At 27.8% G+C, this 19,299-nt stretch carries 21 protein-coding genes; 14 read left to right on the top strand and 7 right to left on the bottom strand.

The genetic code is table 11. The features are described from left to right. Positions 1-72 precede the first annotated feature (72 nt). The 5 genes from ACTT9U_RS05770 (at position 73) to ACTT9U_RS05750 (ending at position 6,080) form a co-directional block, all read left to right on the top strand. On the top strand, positions 73-1,404 hold the full coding sequence (locus ACTT9U_RS05770) for an alginate lyase family protein (RefSeq protein ID WP_440932215.1): 1,332 nt from the start codon (positions 73-75) through the stop codon (positions 1,402-1,404). Positions 1,405-1,492: 88 nt separating this feature from the next. Then, complete coding sequence (locus ACTT9U_RS05765) at positions 1,493-1,993, top strand: SRPBCC family protein (RefSeq protein WP_440932214.1); 501 nt, start codon at positions 1,493-1,495, stop codon at positions 1,991-1,993. Between the two features lie 134 nt (positions 1,994-2,127). Further along, positions 2,128-2,955 (top strand): phytanoyl-CoA dioxygenase family protein, encoded by an 828-nt coding sequence (locus ACTT9U_RS05760; RefSeq protein WP_440932213.1) that lies wholly within the window; start codon positions 2,128-2,130, stop codon positions 2,953-2,955. A 282-nt stretch (positions 2,956-3,237) separates the two neighbouring features. Next, entirely contained in the window at positions 3,238-4,095 is an 858-nt protein-coding gene (locus ACTT9U_RS05755; protein WP_440932212.1) for a glycosyltransferase, read from the top strand. A gap of 35 nt (positions 4,096-4,130) precedes the next feature. Continuing rightward, entirely contained in the window at positions 4,131-6,080 is a 1,950-nt protein-coding gene (locus ACTT9U_RS05750; RefSeq protein WP_440932211.1) for a hypothetical protein, read from the top strand. A 2-nt stretch (positions 6,081-6,082) separates the two neighbouring features. Here ACTT9U_RS05750 and rfbC read toward each other — a convergent pair whose 3' ends face one another. The 5 genes from rfbC to rfbB are packed head-to-tail and all read right to left on the bottom strand — an operon-like array spanning position 6,083 to position 10,568. Next, a complete protein-coding gene (gene rfbC / locus ACTT9U_RS05745) occupies positions 6,083-6,601 on the bottom strand; it encodes a dTDP-4-dehydrorhamnose 3,5-epimerase (protein WP_440932210.1) in 519 nt (172 codons plus the stop codon). Continuing rightward, on the bottom strand, positions 6,601-7,794 hold the full coding sequence (locus ACTT9U_RS05740; protein ID WP_440932209.1) for a DegT/DnrJ/EryC1/StrS family aminotransferase: 1,194 nt from the start codon (positions 7,792-7,794) through the stop codon (positions 6,601-6,603). Before ACTT9U_RS05740 ends, rfbC begins: the two co-directional genes overlap by 1 nt. Before the next feature lie 42 nt (positions 7,795-7,836). Next, positions 7,837-8,673 carry an NAD-dependent epimerase/dehydratase family protein gene (locus ACTT9U_RS05735; RefSeq protein ID WP_440932208.1) on the bottom strand — a complete coding sequence of 279 codons (837 nt, stop codon included), beginning with the start codon at positions 8,671-8,673 and terminating at the stop codon, positions 7,837-7,839. 6 nt (positions 8,674-8,679) lie between these two features. After that, positions 8,680-9,558 (bottom strand): sugar nucleotidyltransferase, encoded by an 879-nt coding sequence (locus ACTT9U_RS05730; protein WP_440932207.1) that lies wholly within the window; start codon positions 9,556-9,558, stop codon positions 8,680-8,682. Beyond that, positions 9,555-10,568, bottom strand: a complete 1,014-nt coding sequence (gene rfbB / locus ACTT9U_RS05725; RefSeq protein WP_440932206.1) for a dTDP-glucose 4,6-dehydratase — start codon at positions 10,566-10,568, stop codon at positions 9,555-9,557. Before rfbB ends, ACTT9U_RS05730 begins: the two co-directional genes overlap by 4 nt. A gap of 62 nt (positions 10,569-10,630) precedes the next feature. On the opposite strand from rfbB, the gene ACTT9U_RS05720 reads away from it, so the two are divergent. Further along, positions 10,631-11,527 (top strand): glycosyltransferase, encoded by an 897-nt coding sequence (locus tag ACTT9U_RS05720; protein ID WP_440932205.1) that lies wholly within the window; start codon positions 10,631-10,633, stop codon positions 11,525-11,527. Between the two features lie 18 nt (positions 11,528-11,545). Here the strand turns inward: ACTT9U_RS05720 and ACTT9U_RS05715 are convergent, their stop codons facing one another. Continuing rightward, on the bottom strand, positions 11,546-12,073 hold the full coding sequence (locus ACTT9U_RS05715) for an adenine phosphoribosyltransferase (RefSeq protein ID WP_440932204.1): 528 nt from the start codon (positions 12,071-12,073) through the stop codon (positions 11,546-11,548). A 33-nt stretch (positions 12,074-12,106) separates the two neighbouring features. Between ACTT9U_RS05715 and ACTT9U_RS05710 the strand changes: the two genes are divergently transcribed. From ACTT9U_RS05710 to ACTT9U_RS05675, 8 genes are all read left to right on the top strand, one after another. Next, positions 12,107-12,979, top strand: a complete 873-nt coding sequence (locus tag ACTT9U_RS05710; RefSeq protein ID WP_440932203.1) for an S-methyl-5'-thioadenosine phosphorylase — start codon at positions 12,107-12,109, stop codon at positions 12,977-12,979. Continuing rightward, positions 12,976-14,046 (top strand): S-methyl-5-thioribose-1-phosphate isomerase, encoded by a 1,071-nt coding sequence (mtnA, locus tag ACTT9U_RS05705; RefSeq protein ID WP_440932202.1) that lies wholly within the window; start codon positions 12,976-12,978, stop codon positions 14,044-14,046. Before ACTT9U_RS05710 ends, mtnA begins: the two co-directional genes overlap by 4 nt. Continuing rightward, positions 14,043-14,708 (top strand): class II aldolase/adducin family protein, encoded by a 666-nt coding sequence (locus ACTT9U_RS05700; RefSeq protein ID WP_440932201.1) that lies wholly within the window; start codon positions 14,043-14,045, stop codon positions 14,706-14,708. Before mtnA ends, ACTT9U_RS05700 begins: the two co-directional genes overlap by 4 nt. 6 nt (positions 14,709-14,714) lie before the next feature. After that, positions 14,715-15,755, top strand: coding sequence for an adenosylmethionine decarboxylase (gene speD, locus ACTT9U_RS05695; RefSeq protein WP_440932200.1), 1,041 nt, complete (start codon positions 14,715-14,717; stop codon positions 15,753-15,755). 62 nt (positions 15,756-15,817) lie between these two features. Next, a complete protein-coding gene (locus ACTT9U_RS05690; RefSeq protein ID WP_440932199.1) occupies positions 15,818-16,684 on the top strand; it encodes a transporter substrate-binding domain-containing protein in 867 nt (288 codons plus the stop codon). A 45-nt stretch (positions 16,685-16,729) separates the two neighbouring features. Next, positions 16,730-17,422, top strand: coding sequence for an ABC transporter permease (locus ACTT9U_RS05685; protein WP_440932198.1), 693 nt, complete (start codon positions 16,730-16,732; stop codon positions 17,420-17,422). Position 17,423: 1 nt separating this feature from the next. Then, positions 17,424-18,101, top strand: coding sequence for an ABC transporter permease (locus ACTT9U_RS05680; RefSeq protein ID WP_440932197.1), 678 nt, complete (start codon positions 17,424-17,426; stop codon positions 18,099-18,101). A gap of 1 nt (position 18,102) precedes the next feature. After that, positions 18,103-18,891, top strand: a complete 789-nt coding sequence (locus tag ACTT9U_RS05675; RefSeq protein WP_440932196.1) for a phytanoyl-CoA dioxygenase family protein — start codon at positions 18,103-18,105, stop codon at positions 18,889-18,891. Here the strand turns inward: ACTT9U_RS05675 and ACTT9U_RS05670 are convergent. Further along, positions 18,881-19,270: a DUF6165 family protein gene (locus ACTT9U_RS05670; RefSeq protein WP_440932195.1), complete on the bottom strand. Its 390-nt coding sequence runs from the start codon at positions 19,268-19,270 to the stop codon at positions 18,881-18,883. The genes ACTT9U_RS05675 and ACTT9U_RS05670 overlap by 11 nt on opposite strands. Between the last annotated feature and the right edge of the window lie 29 nt (positions 19,271-19,299).

Below are 19,299 nucleotides of genomic sequence, written 5' to 3'. Positions count from 1 at the left end.
TGCTCCAATTAGAAGAAGTCATTAAATATATTTGTTTGATATCTTAATTTAAAATAATACAAATCTATTTAGATGAGTATCAGATTAATTATATTAGTTTTAACAATCTTTGGATTTAGTAATAATATTTTAGCTGAAAATTATCCTGATTTTAAAAGCCCTGTAATTTCAATTGCAGGAAATATCAAAAAGTTAAAATACCCAGAAAATTTAGATATTAAAGATTATACAATCAAAAATTCAGGTTCAAATATTTATATTAATGTTAAAGAAAGAACCAAAAAACTCCAAAATTTAAGCGAAAAAAAACTTTTAAGACAATGTGTATTTTCTAGCTCACAGTTAGAAATCTCAAGATCAAAAATAAATTTTGACTCATCGTATGTAAAGCCCATGAAAGAAATTGGAGGTCATTCATGGAAACAGGACGGCAATCCAATTAATTTTATAAATTTTGCTCAACCATTAATAAAAAATATGAATAAACGAATAAGATTTTTTATGGCAAGTGGAGATCAAATGTATTTAGAGTATTTTAAAAAACAATTATTAATGTGGGCAAAAGGAAATTCTTTCGAAATTTTAATTTCCGATGGATATAACAAAAATTGGAAGTCAGATTTTGGATATATTGATACCCTAGAAAATATTAGGCAAACTATAGCTCCTATGCTTATTGCATTTGATTTTTTGCGACAAAATAAATTTTTAACTGATGAAGAAGATAAAATTATTTTTGAATGGTTTAATAAAGTTATTAAAAAAACTTCTATTGGACCTAATGATGGATCGAAAGAAAAAAATGGCGTACCACCCGGGAATCATACAGAAGCATCTAAATCTAGAAATTATTTATTATGGAGCATTATTAGTGGAGATAATGATTATTTCCAAGCAGCCTTAAAAGCATATGTTGTTGCTTTAAATATCACTAGAAAAGATGGAAGTTCATCTTGGGAAGTTAGAAAAGAAAAAGGCAAAAGTCAAAGATCAGTTAGAGCTTTAACAAAGATGTCTCAAGTTGTAGGTGGCATGGTAATGACAGCAGAAATCTTTGCTAATCAAGGCTACGATTTATATTCATTTAAAACTAAAAAAGATGTTGATCTTCATAAGATGATTGATTTCCTAATTACATACTACGCTTATCCCGAGTCTGGTGCCAAAAAAAAGTCATATGTTAACCCTGAAAAATTAGATAAATCGGATCTAAGAAAACAAAAAGATACAGACTATACACTTGGATATTTAAATGTTTATTACAATCGTTTTCCAAATCATCCTACAGCACAAAAAGTTAAAAAATATTATTTAGAACCATATGGTTGGAAATTCACTGCAATGAGCTCAGGGTATGGACTGGATCTAGGATGTGCTTATTCAAATCTAGATAAACTTAAATAATAACGATTTTTTTTTAATTGCTACAATAGTGCTCCAATGACATTGGTTCTTGACTAAAATTCTTTAATTTGATTCAATAACACTAGAAATGATGACAAGAATAGTAATAGGACTGGTTCTGATTGTGCTAGTGGTAGTGGTACTTGCAATAACTGGTCACAAGCGTGTTTACACAGAATTAAAAATTAATAGCACACCCCAAATAATTTGGTCAGCGCTGATGGATAATTCATCCTATGGTGAATGGAACCCTTTTGCCGTGAAAGTAGAAGGTCAATATGGGCTAGATGCAGAAATGATTGTTCATGGATTGATGCCTGGTGCAAGTAAGCCTGTGGTGATGAAAGTGCGTGTAAAAAAAATAGAGAAAAACATTTTACTTCATCAACATGGTGGATTTCCAGGTATTATAACTTATGACCATCGCTTTCATCTCCAACCACAAAATGATGGAACAACACTCTTAATTCAAGAAGAAGACTACCATGGCTTTTATGTCTGGTTCTGGGATGCAAAGGTGATGCAACCTATTTATGAAAGTGTCAATAAAGCACTCGCGAACTATATTAAGACTGAGCAAAATAAATAATATAGATCTATATCATTTTGCTCCATATACGCGTCAATGACATTGGTTCTTGAGTAATTACTTTATTTATAAATTTGATATTGTTAGTCTTTTGAATAAAAAAAATTAATTTCGTAAAATATTATTATTAAATTATGTCATTAACAGATCAGCAAGTTATTCAATATAACGAAGAAGGTTATATAGCGCCTATTGATGCTTTAACAAAAGAACAAGCACTAGAAGCTAGAAAAGAAATTGAACTGATAGAAAGACAAATGCCAGATGAAATTAATAAATCTGGAAGATATAATGTACATTTAATTTCTCCTAAATTAGATGAGATAGTTCATAATTCTAAAATTTTAGACTCAGTAGAGAAAATTATTGGAAGAGACATCTTAGTTTGTAGCTCAACTTTATTTATCAAAGATCCTGATCAAAAAGGTTTTGTAAGCTACCATCAAGACTCTAAATATATTGGTTTAGAGCCTCATAATTGGGTCAGTGCTTGGGTTGCAATAACAGATTCTAATGAAGAAAATGGTTGTATGCGAATGTGGCCTGGTTCTCATCAAGAAGTTACAGAAAAAGATCATGTTCAAAAATTTGATGATGGAAATTTATTAACACGAGGCCAAACAGTTAACGATGTACCTGAAAATGAAGTAAAGCCTGTTGAGCTTAAGGCAGGTCAAGTATCATTGCATCACCCAAGAATTGTACATGGCTCAGGTTTAAATAGAGGTAATGATCGAAGAATTGGATTTGTTATTCAAAGTTATATTGGAACTAATGTAAAACAAACACTTGGTAAAAATGGAGTTCAAATAGCAAGAGGTGAAGATAAATTTAATTATCATGAGGTAATTGGAAGACCAAAGGCTTTAATGGGCAAAGAAGACTTAATTTTAAGACAAAAAGAAAACCAGTCTCTTCAAGAAATTTTTTACACAGGATCTGATAAAAGAAGTCAATACTAGGTATTCAATTAGAAGATCTATCTGGCACCTCTATTGCTCCATATACGCGTCAATGACATTGGTTCTTGACTAAGATTCTTTAATTTGATTCAATATCACTAGAAAGGAAAGAGAGCATTTACAGGAGTAATTGCTTTAGAGTGAGAGCAGGGTTCATGGCGATAGACTCATAAGCCCGAGGTCAGTGGTTCGATCCCACTTCCCGCTACCATAATTTCTAAAATCAAATTTTTTATAAAAAAGATATAATAATTTCAGAATTATTGTTTTAAAATTTATATAATGAATATTTATAGAAAAAATATAACTGCTGTAATTGTATTATATAATGTTACAGAAATAATTTTAGAATGTCTTAAAAATTTAAAAAATATAGACATAATAATTGCCGATAATGGAGACAATGACAGAGAAATTGTAGAAAAAATTAAGTCATATTCTAATATAAAAAAATATTTCAAATTTAAAAAAAATATTGGATTTGGAAGGGCTTGTAATTTTTGCTTTAAATATGTCGAAACAGATTATACTTTATTCATCGAACCAGATGTATTGATTAACGAAAAAAATATCGAGATATTACATGATGGTTTTATCAAATACCCAAAAGCAGGTATTTTGGTCCCCACATTAATAAATCAAAATAATATAGTAATTGATAAATTAGATAATCTTCCTGAATTAAATAATCTACAAAAACATTCTCCAGTTTCAAATAATTTTCATGGTGATGTTTGTGTTAATTTTTGTTGGGCCGCAATTATATTAGTTAATAATGATATTATTAGAAAATTTGGTCTTTTTGAAAAAAAAATATTCTTATTTTGGGAAGATTTTTATTTGTGTAGAAAACTAAAGAATTCAAAAATTGCAACAATTAAAATTTATAATGCCAGGGCATTTCACAAAGAAAGAGCATCAACTAAGATAAATTTTAAAACAAGCTTTATTATTCATAAACATCACATATTGTCTTCTTATATATATTTTAATGTTTCAAAAAAAAATTTTATATTAAAAAAAAAATTTTTAGTTTATTTATTTAGAACTATTACATATCTTCTGATATTTAACTTTAAAAATTCATTAAAAAATTTAGCTAGATTATGCGCAGTAATTACTTTTTTAAGTCAAAAATAAAAAAATTTTTTTTTATATTTTTTGTATTTTATATTTTGTTTTACATAATTGATTATTCAAAAGTAAATTATAAATATGTTAATAAAAATTTGGTAACTTTTGATAATAAAAATTTATCATTTAAATCAAATATAATTATCTACAATTTATATAATAAAATTTATTATTATTTAAATTATAAAGATATTGAAACTTACTGGGTAAAAGAAAAAGATGAGAGATTTGATTTAGAGGAAAATTTTACAATTAAAGGAACAGATTTAACAAGTATAAAATTAAATGATTACTCTAATCCAAAAAAAAATTGGGAAAGAAGTCATGGAAACAATCTATCAAATCGTTTTTCAGATTTAAAAATTATAAATAAAAACAATATTAAAAATTTAGAAGTTGCATGGATATACAATTCAAATAATAAAAATGGTCAAAACATTGATATCCAGTGCAACCCAATAATTATAGATGGTATCATTTACACGCCAGTGATTGGTGGTTTTATAGCTGCAATAGATGGATCTAATGGAAAAGAGTTGTGGAGATCAGGGCAATTTAATGCAGACGTAGCAAGAAGAGGTTTGGTTTATTGGAAAAACAAAAATTCTTCCAAAGAAAGAATCTTTTTTAATAACGGTTCTAAATTAATTTCCTTAGTTCCTAAAACTGGTGAGCTAGATAAAAAATTTGGTAAGAATGGCTCTATAAGAACTGGATATTCAAAAATCACTCCTATAGTTTATAAAGATAAAATTATAGTAGCAACATGGAAGAAAACTCTAGAAGTATATGATTTAATTACTGGTGAGTTAAAATGGAAGTATTATTTTGGAGATGGTAAGAGAAAAAGATATGCAGACATCAAATATAATAATTTAAAAGGTGGAAATCCTTGGGGCGGTATTTCATTAGATGAACAAAGAGGTATAGTTTATATTACAACTGGAAATCCTATAAAGTATTTTGATGGAACAGAACGGCCAGGTGAAAATTATAATTCCAACAGCATCATTGCGATAGATTTAGAAAATAAAAAGTTACTTTGGTCTTTTCAAGAAACTTTTCATGATATTTGGAACCTTGATTTACCAGCACCTCCAATTTTAACTTCGATCATTCAAAAAAATGAATTTTATGATGTGGTAGTAGTACCTACAAAACGAGGAAATACTTTAATATTAGATAGGGTTACGGGTAAATCACCATTTGATTTAAGATATAAAGTAGCTCCATTTTCTAACATTCCAGGTGAAAAAACATCTATGTATCAATTGGATTTCCAGAAACCAATACCTTTTTCAATAAGTGTATTTTCAAAACAAGATATTACGAATTTAAATCCTGAAGCTACTGACTATGTAAAAAAGATTGTTGAAAATTCTCAATTTGGTTTTTTTCAACCGATATCAGTTAAAGATAGTACTATTTTTTTTAATTTTCATGGTGGTGCAGAATGGATGGGGGCTTCAATTGATCATAATAGTCAAACCATGTTTGTGAATTCAAATGAAATTGCTTGGTTAGGAAAATTAATTAAAACAAATGAAGGAAATTTAATTTCTAGTTTTAAAAGATTAAAAGATGAAAAAGGATACCCCGGAAATAAACCACCATGGGGGAAAATAACTTCACTAAATCTAAATAGTGGAGATATAAATTGGTCTATCCCATTTGGAAATTATAAAAATTTACTTAAAGACAATCAAAAAACTGGAACAGAAAATTTTGGAGGATTAACTGCAACAGCTGGAGGATTGATATTTGCAACTGGAACATTAGATAAAATGTTTTATGTTTTTGATAGCAAGAATGGTAGCGAATTATTTAGTTATGAATTACCATTTATAGGATCTGCGCCACCGTCTACTTATTTATATAACAATGAACAGTATGTAATAATTCAATCAACAGGCTCTTATTCTCTTCAACAAGGTTATCCAGAATACAATGAATTTGGTGATGCTATTGTTGCTTTTAAATTAAAAAAATAAAATTAAGAAATAAATTCCTCAAAAGTGATATTTTTTTTATCTTTTTCAGAAACTATCGGTTTTTTATTGGGCCATTTGATTTTTAAAGTTTTATCATTCCATAATATTCCTGTTTCAGAATCTTTATGCCTATAATTTGAGCATTTGTAGTGAAGTATTACATTATTGGACAATGTATAAAATCCATGAGCAAATCCAGCTGGAATTAAAAGTGAATTATTTTCATTTTCTGACATTTTAATTGAAAAATATTTACCAAATGTTTTTGATTTTTTTCTACAATCAACACAGACATCAAATATCTCACCTTTTAAAACTGTAATTAATTTAGCTTGTGGTTTTTTTATTTGTAGATGAAGACCTCTTAACACATTTTTTTTTGAATAGGACATGACATCAAAAGGAAAACGTGTGTTAAAGTGTTTTTGTAAATAAAGCTCTCTAAAGTAACCTCTGTTATCTTTAAAAGTATCTTTCTTATAAAGAATTAAATCTTTAAATTTAGTTTTTACTATTTTCATTAATTTATAAACTTTAAAAAAGTTTTACAAATATAATCCAAGTCAGACTTTATCATGCCCTGGTGACAACCTAATAAAATTCCATTTTTCATCACATCATTTGCAACAGAATCACAAGCAGGATGTTTTTTAAATTGTCTATTTGACATTACAGGTTGTTTGAGGATATTTCCTGTAAATATTGTTCTAGTCTGAATATTTTTTTTCTCAAAGAAAATTTGCATTTGTTTTCTGTTAAATTTATTATTTTTTTTAATAACTAAAGGAAAAGCTAACCATGGAGTTACAACACCTTTGTTTTGCTCTGGAAGTTTAAAATAATTTCTATATTTACTAAAAAAATTTTTTAAATACTCAAAATTTTTGTTTCTTATTTTTATATTATTTTTAAGTTTTTTAATCTGTTCTAAAGCAAATGCAGCAGAAATTTCTGAAGGTAGAAAATTATAACCTAAATCAGAGAAAATATATTTTGCATCGTAATCAATTCCTGAAATTTTTATATTAAATCTTTTATTTACACTCTCAGATTCGTTGAATGTTGCAGATGATCTTCCCCAACCTCTGAGTAATTTTGCTTTTTGATAGAGCTTATAATCATTAAAACAAACTATCCCTCCTGTACCAGCTCCATTAATTATATGTGATGCATAAAAACTGTTTGTTACAATATCTGAATATTTTCCAGCATGATTTTTATTTATCGAGTAACCAATTGTATCAGCAGAGTCTTCAATTACTTTAAGTTTATATTTTTTTGCAATTGAATGAATTTTTTTCCAGTCTGCTATATTTCCTAATAAATTAGGAATCATTATAGCAACTGTTTTTTTGTTAATGCATTTTTCTATATGTTTTGGGTCAGCTATAAATTTATTTTCTTCAACTCCAACAAAATGTGGAATCAAACCAAGTTGATATATAGGAGCAACTGTAGTTGAAAATGTTAAGTTTGGAGTAATTACCTCTGAACCTTTCTTAAACTTAAACGATGATAGAGCTAATAAATTTGCTGAAGATCCAGAATTCACCATCAATCCATATTTTTTCCCAAAAATTTTTGAAACAGTTTTTTCTAGTTCCTTTACCTTTTTTCCGTCAATTAAGGTTAGGCTATCATTTTTTAAAACACCAAGAACAGCATTGATTTCCTTGTTGTCGTATACGGCTTTTCCATAGTAAATTTTTTTCATTCAAGCTTATTTATCCAGAATAAAAAAAATTACAATGATAATTTAATTCTTAATAACATCTACAATATCATCAATAGTACTATTTTTTGGTTTCCAACCAATTAATTTTTTGTTTTCAAAGATTCGTTCCTTAATTGTTTGATTACTTAACCATTTCACTTTAATTTTTTGATTGTTTTTCTTATTAACTGCACTGATAATTTGTGAGATAGAGTAGCTCTTATTGTTCACTAAATTATAATGCCCAGGTTTATTTTTGAATACGACTGACAAAGAATTAATAATATCCTTAATATTTAGTAGGTTTAAATAGAGCTTTGAGGAAATAATATTTGTAGTTAAATTTTTCTTATAATTTTTTTTCAAAACATTAATTATTTTTACTCTTTTATCAGTTTCCCCAAAAGTATCTGAAATAAACAAGTTATAAAAATTTATATTTGGTAAGTTTTTTTCATAGTATTTCAAAAGATTACTAAAATTTTTTTTGTAAACTGAGTAAAGATTAAAATAATTATCTTTAATTCCATCATAATTTTCCCAAACAGTTGAAAAATTGATAAAATTTTTAACTTTCATTTTTGATAAATTTTCTAAGATAATATTACCAAATAAGATATTTGAATTTGATAGCTTATTTATATCATTAATTTCATGATTTTTAACATAATGAGTTGCACAATGAATAACCGTATCAGCTTGTATTTTTCTTAATTTAAAATTTAAATCATCATATGATTTAAAATAAATATTTTTATAATTTTTTGATTGTTTTACATGTTTTCGATTAAGACAGCATATTTCATAATTTTTTGATAATTCGTTAAGTATTGCGGAACCAATAAATCCTGTTGATCCAGTTAATAAAATTTTTTTCACCTAAATTTACTTCGTTTTTAATAATTTTCTTAAGTACGAAGAATACTCACAGTTTCCGTAAAAACTTATTTGATTTAAAATTTCTTTCTTACCAATCCAACCATTAAATAATGAGATTTCTTCTAAGCATGCAATTTTTAAACCTTGTCTGTTTTCAACTGCTTGAACAAAAGCTGAAGTTTTGTAATAATCACTAATTGATCCTGTATCTAGCCATGCACCACCTCTTCCAATAGACTCCGCATATAATTTATTTTTATTTTTGTATTGTTTTAATAAATCAATAATTTCTAGCTCACCTCTTTTAGATGGCTTAAGTTTTTTTGCGTATTCGATTACATTGTTATCAAAGAAATAAAGACCAGTTATGGCTAGATTTGATACAAAATTTTTTGGTTTTTCTACAATCTTTAATATTTTTTTATTTCTATTATTTATTTTTGCTACACCAAATAATTCAGGATTTTGCACACTATGCAAAATTATTTTTGCACCAGATTTTATTTTTGAACATTCTAGTAAAAGTTTAGTTAAGTTTTGACCATAAAAAAAGTTATCTCCAAGTATCATTGCAACGTTGTCATTTTTTATAAAGCTATCACCTATGATAAAAGCATCTGGTAGACCTCTAGGTTTATCTTGTTCTTTAAACGTAATATTAATGCCCAAATTTTTCCCATTTGGTATTAGTTTCTTATATTGATCAAGTTGTCCCTCATTAACAATGATTAAAATATCTTTAATTTTTGCCAACATTAGAATTGATAATGGATAATAAATTAGTGGTTTATCATAGATAGGTAGCAATTGTTTGTTCACTGCTTTTGTAAGCGGACTCATTCTTGTCCCTTTACCACCAGCAAGAATTATACCTTTTTTAATCATATTTTACCTAATCTATTTGTAATATCTTTTTTCTTTAATGAATTATAATAATCTTTATTTTTAAGATACCACTCAAATGTTTTTCTTAATCCATCTTTAAATCTAGTTTTTGGATACCAACCAAGCTTTTTCTTTATTTTGTTACTATTAAGCGCGTACCTAACATCGTGTCCAGGTCTATCTTTTACAAAATTGATTTTTACATTTTTTCCCAAAGGAATTAATTTTTTTGAAATATTTAACAAATTTTTTGTAACTTCAAGATTGTTTAAATTTTTATTTGAGCCAATATTATAAAATTCACCAATTTTACCTTTATTAAAAACTCTTATTAGAGCATCACAGTGGTCTTCGACATAAATCCATTCTCTTGAATTTGTACCTTTGCCATAAATTGGTAATGGTTTGTTGTTAAGTATATTGTAAATTAATTTAGGGATCAATTTTTCGGGATGTTGTTTGGGTCCATAGTTGTTAGAACAATTAGTTACTATGGCAGGGATATTATAAGTCCTAACATATGAGCTAACTAGATGGTCCGAAGATGCTTTACTTGCGGCATATGGTGAACTAGGTTGATATGGATAATTTTCAGAAGTTCTTCCTTTTAAAATATCACCATAAACTTCATCTGTAGAAATATGAATTAACCTTGACTTATATTTTTTTGAAAATTCTTTAAAAATTTCAAGTATATTGTAAACACCCACAATATTACTTTGTATGAAGCTTTCAGGATCATCTATAGATCTATCGACATGAGTTTCAGCAGCCAAATTAAAGATCCCATTAGGCCTTATATCATAAATAATTTTTTTTAATTTTTTGTCTTTTATATCACATTTAATAAACTTGAAATTTTTTGAATTTTTAAAGCTTTTTGTATTATAAAAGTTTGAAGAATATGTTACTTTATCTAAATTGATTACAGAATATTTTTTCTTCAATAAAGACTCAATAAGATTACTACCTATAAAACCAAGGCCTCCAGTAACAATTATTTTTTTCATGAATGCAATGTTTTTACATTAGTAAGAACTGATAGTATAGTTATATTTCAGTTTTATTTTAAATGATTTCTAAAAAAAACCTAACAGTGATTATTGTGTCTTTTGCAAGCAATGATGTAATTTTTAATTGTATAGATAGTATTGATGATGATTTGAATATTGTTGTGATTGAAAATTCAAATAATTTAGATTTAAAAAAAAAACTAGAGCAAAATTACAAAAATGTAATTTGTATTTTAAATTCTTTAAATTCTGGCATGGGTGCAGGAAACAATTTTGGTTTATCTAAAATAAATACTGAATATGCTTTAATTTTAAATCCAGACGTTGTTTTAGAAAACTACACAATCAGCGAGTTAGTAAATGCTTCAAAAGTGATTGATAAATTTTCGATATTGGCCCCAATTCATTCAAATAAAGATTATCCTAACTATAAAACTGTTAAGGGTTTAGAACATAATGATTCTAATTTTATAAATGTTATTAGTGTAGATGGATATGCAATGTTATTAAATTTAAAGAGAATAAAAAAAGCTCTTAATTTAAAAGATTATCGTTTTTTTGATGAAAATATTTTTATGTATCTTGAAAATGATGATTTGTGCAAAAGACTAATAAATAAAAAAGAAAAAATTTTTATAATTAAATCATCAAAGATTAATCACCTGGGGGCTAAAGGTGTTAGTCAAATTTTCAAAAATCAAATAGAACTATCTAGAAATTGGCATTGGTCTTGGTCTAGATATTATTATAAAAAAAAACACTTTGGATTTTTTAGTGCTTTGCTTAGTGAAACACCAAGAGCAATAAATTCACTTATAAAATTTTTTGTTTATTCGATGATAAATCATAACAGAAAAAAAATTTATATTCTCAGATTTCAAGGTTTTTTAAATGCTCTGCTAGGAAAGTCATCGAGTTATAGACCTAAAATAGACTTAGATTATTTAAAGAATTAATTAAAAATTCCTTTAATTCTAGTGACCTGGAAAATCAATTAAATTTTCAACTTGATAGTTTTTTTTAACTAAATTGTCAGATCCACCTAAATCAAATAAATTTATTACAAATATAAATGCAGTTACTTTCGCATCACACATTTCAACTAATTTTGCAGCGGCTTCAGCAGTACCACCTGTTGCAATAAGATCATCAATAATTAAAACAGATTCATCTTTTAATATGGAGTCTTTGTGAACTTCTATTGTTGCAGTTCCATATTCCAATTCAAAATCTATGGAGTGAACTTCCGCTGGTAATTTATTTTTTTTTCTTAACATTATAAATGGTTTTTTAAGTATGTAAGAAACTGCTGAGGCAAATACAAAACCTCGAGATTCAATTGCAGCAATTTTATCAATTTTGTATTTTTTAGATCTTTCGACTATTTGGTTGATTGTTTCAGCAAAAGCTTTCTCGTTTTTAATTAAAGTTGTTATATCTCTGAATAAAATGCCTTTTTTCGGATAATCAGTAATTGATCTAATATGATCTTTTAAATTCATAATTCTTAATTATAAATAAGTATATTTTAAATTATGACAACTAATAAATTAGCAATAATTGGTGGAAGTGGCCTTTATGATGTTGAAGAATTTGTTGATAGAGAATTATTAGATATAAATACTCCATGGGGAAAGCCATCCGATCAAATTTTAAAAACAAATTACAACAATAAAGAAATTTTTTTTTTACCAAGACATGGAAGAGGGCATTTTGTTTCTCCTTCAAATATAAACTTTAGAGCAAATATAGATGCACTAAAACAATTGGGCGTAACCGATATTGTTTCAGTTTCAGCTGTAGGTTCTTTAAAAGAAGAATTGCCACCTGGTAAATTTGTTATTGTTGATCAGTTTATTGACAGAACTTTTGCAAGAGTAAAAACTTTTTTTGATGATGAAATTGTTGCTCATGTTTCAATGGCACATCCTACATCAAATGGATTAATGAATGCATGTGAGGAAGCTATTAAAATGTCTGAAATCGATTATCAAAGAAATGGAACATATATTGTTATGGAAGGTCCACAATTTTCTACATTAGCAGAGTCTAATTTATATAGATCTTGGAAAGCTGATGTGATTGGAATGACAAATATGCCAGAAGCAAAACTCGCTAGAGAGGCAGAAATTAGATATGCATCAGTTTCAATGGTAACAGATTTTGATTGTTGGCATCCAGATCATGAAAATGTTGATGTTCAACAAGTCATTAAAGTTTTATTAGGAAATGCTGAAAAAGCAAAAGTAATGATTAAAAATTTAATTGATAATTTTGAAAATTATATAGATCCAAACGACCCAACAAATAATTGCTTAGATGTAGCAATTATTACTGCTCCAGAAAAACGAACCCAAAAAACAATAGATAAGTTAAAAACTGTTGCTGGTAGAGTTTTGAGTAAATGAAAATTCAAGGAAAAGAATATCGAACAATATGGTACGAGAATAAAGTAGTAAAAATAATTGATCAAACAAAACTTCCTCATCAATTTATAATAAAAGATCTTAATTCAGTAAAAGATGCAATAAATGCGATCAAAATAATGGAGGTAAGAGGTGCTCCTTTAATTGGTGCAACTGCAGCTTATGGGATTGTATTAGCTGTTCAAGAGAACAACAATAAAGAATTTATTAATAAAAGTGCAGATGAATTAATTAAATCAAGACCTACAGCAATTAATTTAAAATGGGCAGTTGATCGTATGATGAAAAATTTATTAAACGTTAATAATGATTTGATTTTAGATATTGCTTTAAAAGAAGCAAAAGAAATATGTGATGAAGATGAAAAATTTTGTGAAAATATAGGTATTAATGGATTAGAAATAATTGAAGAAATCTATAACAAAAAAAAAAATACAGTAAATATTTTAACTCATTGCAATGCTGGTTGGTTAGCAACTATTAATTGGGGGACAGCAACTTCACCAATTTATCAAGCTCATAAAAAAGGAATTCCGGTTCATATCTGGGTAGATGAAACTAGACCAAGAAACCAAGGTGCAAATTTAACATCATATGAGCTAAACGAAGAAGAAATTCCAAATACAATTATTGCTGACAATACAGGAGGTATTTTAATGCAGAGAGGTGATGTTGATATGTGTATAGTTGGAACAGATAGAACTTTATCAAACGGAGACGTTTGCAATAAAATTGGAACTTATCTAAAAGCTTTAGCTGCCCATGATAATAAAGTTCCCTTTTATGTCGCGCTTCCAAGCTCAACAATTGATTGGAATATTAAAGATGCAAAAGAAATTCCTATTGAAGAAAGAGATTCTAAAGAGCTTTCAAATATTGATGGTGTAAATTCAAGAGGAGAAATTGAAAATTTTCTGATCTATCCAAAGAAAAGTAAATCAATGAATTTAGCTTTTGATATTACACCTGCAAAATATGTTACAAAATTAATTACTGAAAAAGGTATTTGTGACGCTTCCACAGAAGGATTAAAAAATTTATTTAAATGAATAACTTGAAAGAAAGAGAGTTGGTAATTGAATTTTCAATTAAATTAAACGAAACAAACTTATCACCTTTAAGATCTGGAAATATTTCAGTAAGAGGATTTGAAAATGATAAGGAAGGCTTTTTTATAACTCCATCAGGAAAAAAATATGAGACTTTAAAACCTGAGGATATTGTTTTTTTATCTTTAGATGAAGATAAAGATTTTTTAGCCTGGTTCAATTCAGGAAAAAATCCATCTTCTGAATGGAGATTTCATCAGGATATTTACAAAAACAAATGGGAAGCAAAAGCTATTGTTCATGCTCACTCTCCACACGCCACAGCTGTATCTACTCACAGAAAATCCATTCCTCCATTTCATTATATGATAGCGTTAGCAGGGGGTGAAGATATTAAATGTGCAGATTATGCAACATTTGGAACACATGAGCTCTCTATAAATATTATTAATGCTCTAAAAGATAGAAAAGCATGCTTAATGGCAAATCATGGTCAGGTTGCATTTGGTGAAAATTTATCAAAAGCTTTTGAGCTTGCTCAAGAGATAGAAAATATTTGCTATCAGTATGTTATTGCTTTAAAGATGGGCCAGCCAAAAAACCTTTCATTAGCTGAAATGAATAAAATTTTGGATAAGGTCAAAAATTATAAAAGTGGATAATATACTATGACTAAAGTTGGCGAACATATTACTGTAGATATTATTGGAACAACTAAAGAATATAATTCATCTGTTTATGAAAAAGTCATTAAAGATATTGCTAGTGCAGCTAAAGTAACAATTTTAAACATATCAAAATATAAGTTTGAACCTCAAGGTTTCACTATATTGGCGTTATTAGCTGAAAGTCATATTAGTTTTCATACTTTTCCAGAAAAAGGAATTATAAGTTTTGATTTCTTTACTTGCGGTAAAGTAAGTCCTTCAATCGCAATAGAGATTATAAAAAAAGAATTTAAATATAAAAGACTTTCAATAAAAGAATTTGATAGAGATACAAAGTCTTTATATCATGATATTTATAGTTCACCTGGTTTGAAGAAATCTTATATTGTCAAAGATGTTTTGGAGGATTTTAAATCTAAAGTTGGCCAGCATATTGAAATTTTAGATTTAGAACAATTTGGTAAAGCTTTATTTATTGATAATGAAATACAAGTAGCTGAAAGTGATGAACATTTATATAGCTCAACTTTTGTTGGATCAGGATTAGAATTAAATCAAGCTAATGAAAGAGCTGCTATTATTGGTGGAGGTGATGGCGGAGTTGCAAGAGAGTGTATATCAAAAAAATTTAATTTTATTGATTGGTTTGAATTAGATCCAGAAGTAGTTGATATTTGTAACAAGCATCTCGGAGACATAGGACAAAAATCTACTGAAAAAAATTCTGTTAAATGTGTTTGGGGTGATGCATTTGAAAGTATTAAATCTATAGAAGATGATACTTACGATCATATATTTGTAGATTTAAATGATGATCAATTTTGTATTGATCTTGCAGCCAAAAACATGGACTCTTTAGTTAGGATCTTAAAACCAAAGGGTGTAATAACAGCGCAAGTTGGTAGCCAAGATAAAAAACCTAAACAAGTCCAAAGTTGGATGAACGTTTTTAATGAAAACTTTGGAAATACTAAACTGTCGAGAGTATATATCCCAAGTTTTGATTGTTCTTGGAACTTTTCTTCTTCAATAAATCATTAATTTTACTTTTTTCTTTTTAAAAATTGTGAAATAATTCTACTTTAATATTAAAGGAGAAAATAATGAATATATTCAAAAAAACTATTTTTTCAGTTTTAGCAGTCTTATTATTTGTAGGAAATGTATATGCATCTGACAAAATAAAGATTGCGACTGAAGGCGCTTACCCTCCATGGAATTCAAAAAATGAAGCCGGTAAACTAATTGGTTTTGAAGTTGAATTAGCTTGGGCACTTTGCAGATATATTGGAAGACAATGCGAGATTGTTGAGCAAGATTGGGATGGAATGATACCAGCTCTACAACTTAGAAAATATGATGCAATCATGGCAGGTATGTCAATTACAGATGAAAGAAAAAAAGTAATTACTTTTTCACAAGGTTATGCTGATGAAGTTGCATCTTTAGCTGTAATGAAAGGTTCTGACTTAGAAGGCATGGAAACACCAGCAGGTATTAATCTAACAAAACCTAATTCAGCTGCAAAAAAAGCTTTGAAGACAATTGAAAAAGCTTTAGCTGGAAAAACAGTTTGTACTCAAACTGGAACAATTCACCAAAACTTCTTAGAGTCTGGTGATGTAGGTAGTGTAAACGTTAGAACTTACAAAACTCAAGACGAAGTAAACTTAGATTTAACATCAGGAAGATGTGATGTAGCTTTAGCTGCTGCAGTAGCATTTACTGACTATGCAGATAAATCTGGAAAAGATGTAGTTTTAGTTGGACCAACTTTTTCAGGCGGTTCATTTGGAAATGGTGTTGGAGTAGGCTTAAGACAAGCTTCACAAATGGGAGCAGATTCAGCAATTGGAAAAAGAGATGCTGAGTTGTTAAAAGCTTTCAATAAAGCTATCGATCAAGCAAGAAAAGATGGTGTTATTAGCAGACTTGCTATCAAACACTTTGGCTTTGATGCTTCTATGTAAAAAAGATTATGAAAAGGCGGTTATTTAATTAACCGCCCTTTCGTTATGGAAATTCTTGCATTTGGTAAAACAGGTTGGGGAGATGAGTTATTTTACGCAACCCTAATGACTGTAGCTGTATCGATTACAGCAATGGTAATCGGTTTTCTATTTGCAGGAGTCTTTACTCCTTTAAAATTATCAAAATATAAATCTTTAAATTTAATTGGAAATTTTTACACAACTGTAATCAGAGGTGTGCCTGAGCTATTAGTGATTTATTTATTTTTCTTTGGAGGAAGTAGCGCAATTATGTATGTAGCATCTATATTTGGATATTTCGAATATATTGAAATAAATGCTTTTACAACCGGATCTCTAGCTATTGGAATTATTTCAGGAGCATATTCTACAGAAGTTTTTAGAGGAGCAATTCAATCAATTGACAAAGGTCAATTTGAAGCCGCAAGAGTTTTAGGTGTGAGTAAATTTGGTCAGTTTTATAAAATTATTATGCCTCAAATGTTGAGGCTTGCTATTCCAAATTTAAGTAATGTCTGGCAGATTACATTGAAAGATACATCATTAATTTCAGTCACTGGATTAGTAGAAATTATGAGACAATCTTATGTTGCAGCAGGCTCTACAAGAGATCCATTATTCTTTTATTCAGTAGCAGCTGTACTTTATTTATTTTTAACTTTTATAAGTATGAAGTTAATTAACAGATTAGAACTGAAATATAGCAAGGGATATTAAAATGAGCTTTGATTTAATAATTTCTAGCTTTCCTAAAATGATTAACGCTGCATTTATTACTATTCAGCTTTTGTCATTATCTCTATTGATTGGTTTGTTCATTGGATTAGTTGCAGCAATTCTAAGATTAAACAAAAATATTTTCATTAACAAATTAGCTTATGGATATTCATATTTATTTAGAGGAACACCATTATTGGTTCAAATTTATATAATTTATTTTGGATTAGGAAACATTGAATTTATTAGATCAACATTTCTATGGGTATTTTTAAAAGAACCTTTTTGGTGTGCAATAATTGCATTCGCATTAAATACTGGAGCCTATACATCTGAGATTTTAAGATCAGCTTTTCAAACTATAAAACCTGGTGTAATTGAAGCTGGTAAAAGTTTAGGAATATCTAATAAAATAATTTTTTACAAAATTCAAATTCCAATAGCAATTAGACAATCATTACCAGCATATGGAAATGAAATAATTTTAATGCTTAAAGGAACTTCTTTAGCAAGCACTGTTACAATTATGGATCTTACTGGTGTTGCTAAGCATATTATTTCAACTACTTTTAAACCTGTGGAAGTGTTTATATTAGCCGGAAGTATTTATCTCTTTATGACTTTTATAATTCATAACGTAATAAAATTTTTAGAAAAAAAATACAGTTTCCAACAATAAAATGTATTTATCTCAAAAGCAGATTGATGATTATCAAAAAAATGGTGCTGTAATTATTAAAAGTGTATTCAAAGATTGGATCGAGCCATTAAGAAATGGTTTTCAAAAAGTATTAGACAAACCAAGTTTACATGGAAGAGAAAATGTAAGTGAAAATGAGGGAAGATTTTTTGAGGATTATTGTAATTGGGAAAGAGTAGAAGAATTTAAGGATTGTATTTTTAATTCATTAGCAGCACAAATTGTTGCTGAAGCAACAAGTTCAAAATCAATACAAATATTTCATGATCATTTATTTATTAAAGAGCCTGGAACTAAAAAAGAAACGCCTTGGCATCAGGACATGCCTTATTATTGTGTAGATGGAGATAATACAGGAAGTTTTTGGATTCCTTTAGATGATGTAAACAAAGAAAATAATTTAAAATTAATTTTAGGGTCTCATAAATGGCAAAAACTATTAAGACCAACCAAATGGTCTAATAATCAACCTTGGTATCAAGATAATAACTCTTTCATGGATTTTCCTACAGAAAATGAATTTAGAGAGAATATTTTAATACCTGATTTAGAGTTAGGTGATGCAGTTTTGTTTAATTTTAAAACTGTTCATGGTTCTACTGGTAATAATAGCTTTCAAAAACGGAGAGCATTTTCTATGAGATTTATTGGTGATGATGTAACTTTTTTTGAGAGAGGAGGTCCAACTTCTCCACCTTTTGATGGGATCAACCTAAAAACTGGAGATCAAATGAGAGAAGATTGGTTTCCAAAAGTTTTTAGTAACTAGTATATTCTTTAATTTCTTTAATTATTGATCCAGTATGGTTATTAATTTCTAATTTAATTTTTGCACGATCATCATTAAGAAAATGAACATCTCTAGATAGTTTTATAAATTTTTCACCAAAATCTTTATCTTTTTCACATTGTCTTTTATCATCTTCTATTACCCAAAGCTTGGCATTAATCTCTTTTAGAGAATTAAATAATTCATCAAGCTTATTATCAGATTTGATATTTTGATTTAGTTGTTCTTTTAAAATTTTATGTTCTAAATTAATAAATTTCAGCTTGTCCTGACTTTTAATTTTTTCTTGTTTGATTTCTAAGATTGAAATTTTATCTAAAAGTTCACCTACTGAAACCTCAACTATAATTTTATTCATAAAAATAATTTGTGTGTTAAAATACTTAT

This window comes from Candidatus Pelagibacter sp., from assembly GCF_052049975.1.
GTDB lineage: Bacteria > Pseudomonadota > Alphaproteobacteria > Pelagibacterales > Pelagibacteraceae > Pelagibacter.
Note: the sequence above shows the minus strand (reverse complement) of the source record. Positions and strands in the feature narration are given on the sequence as shown.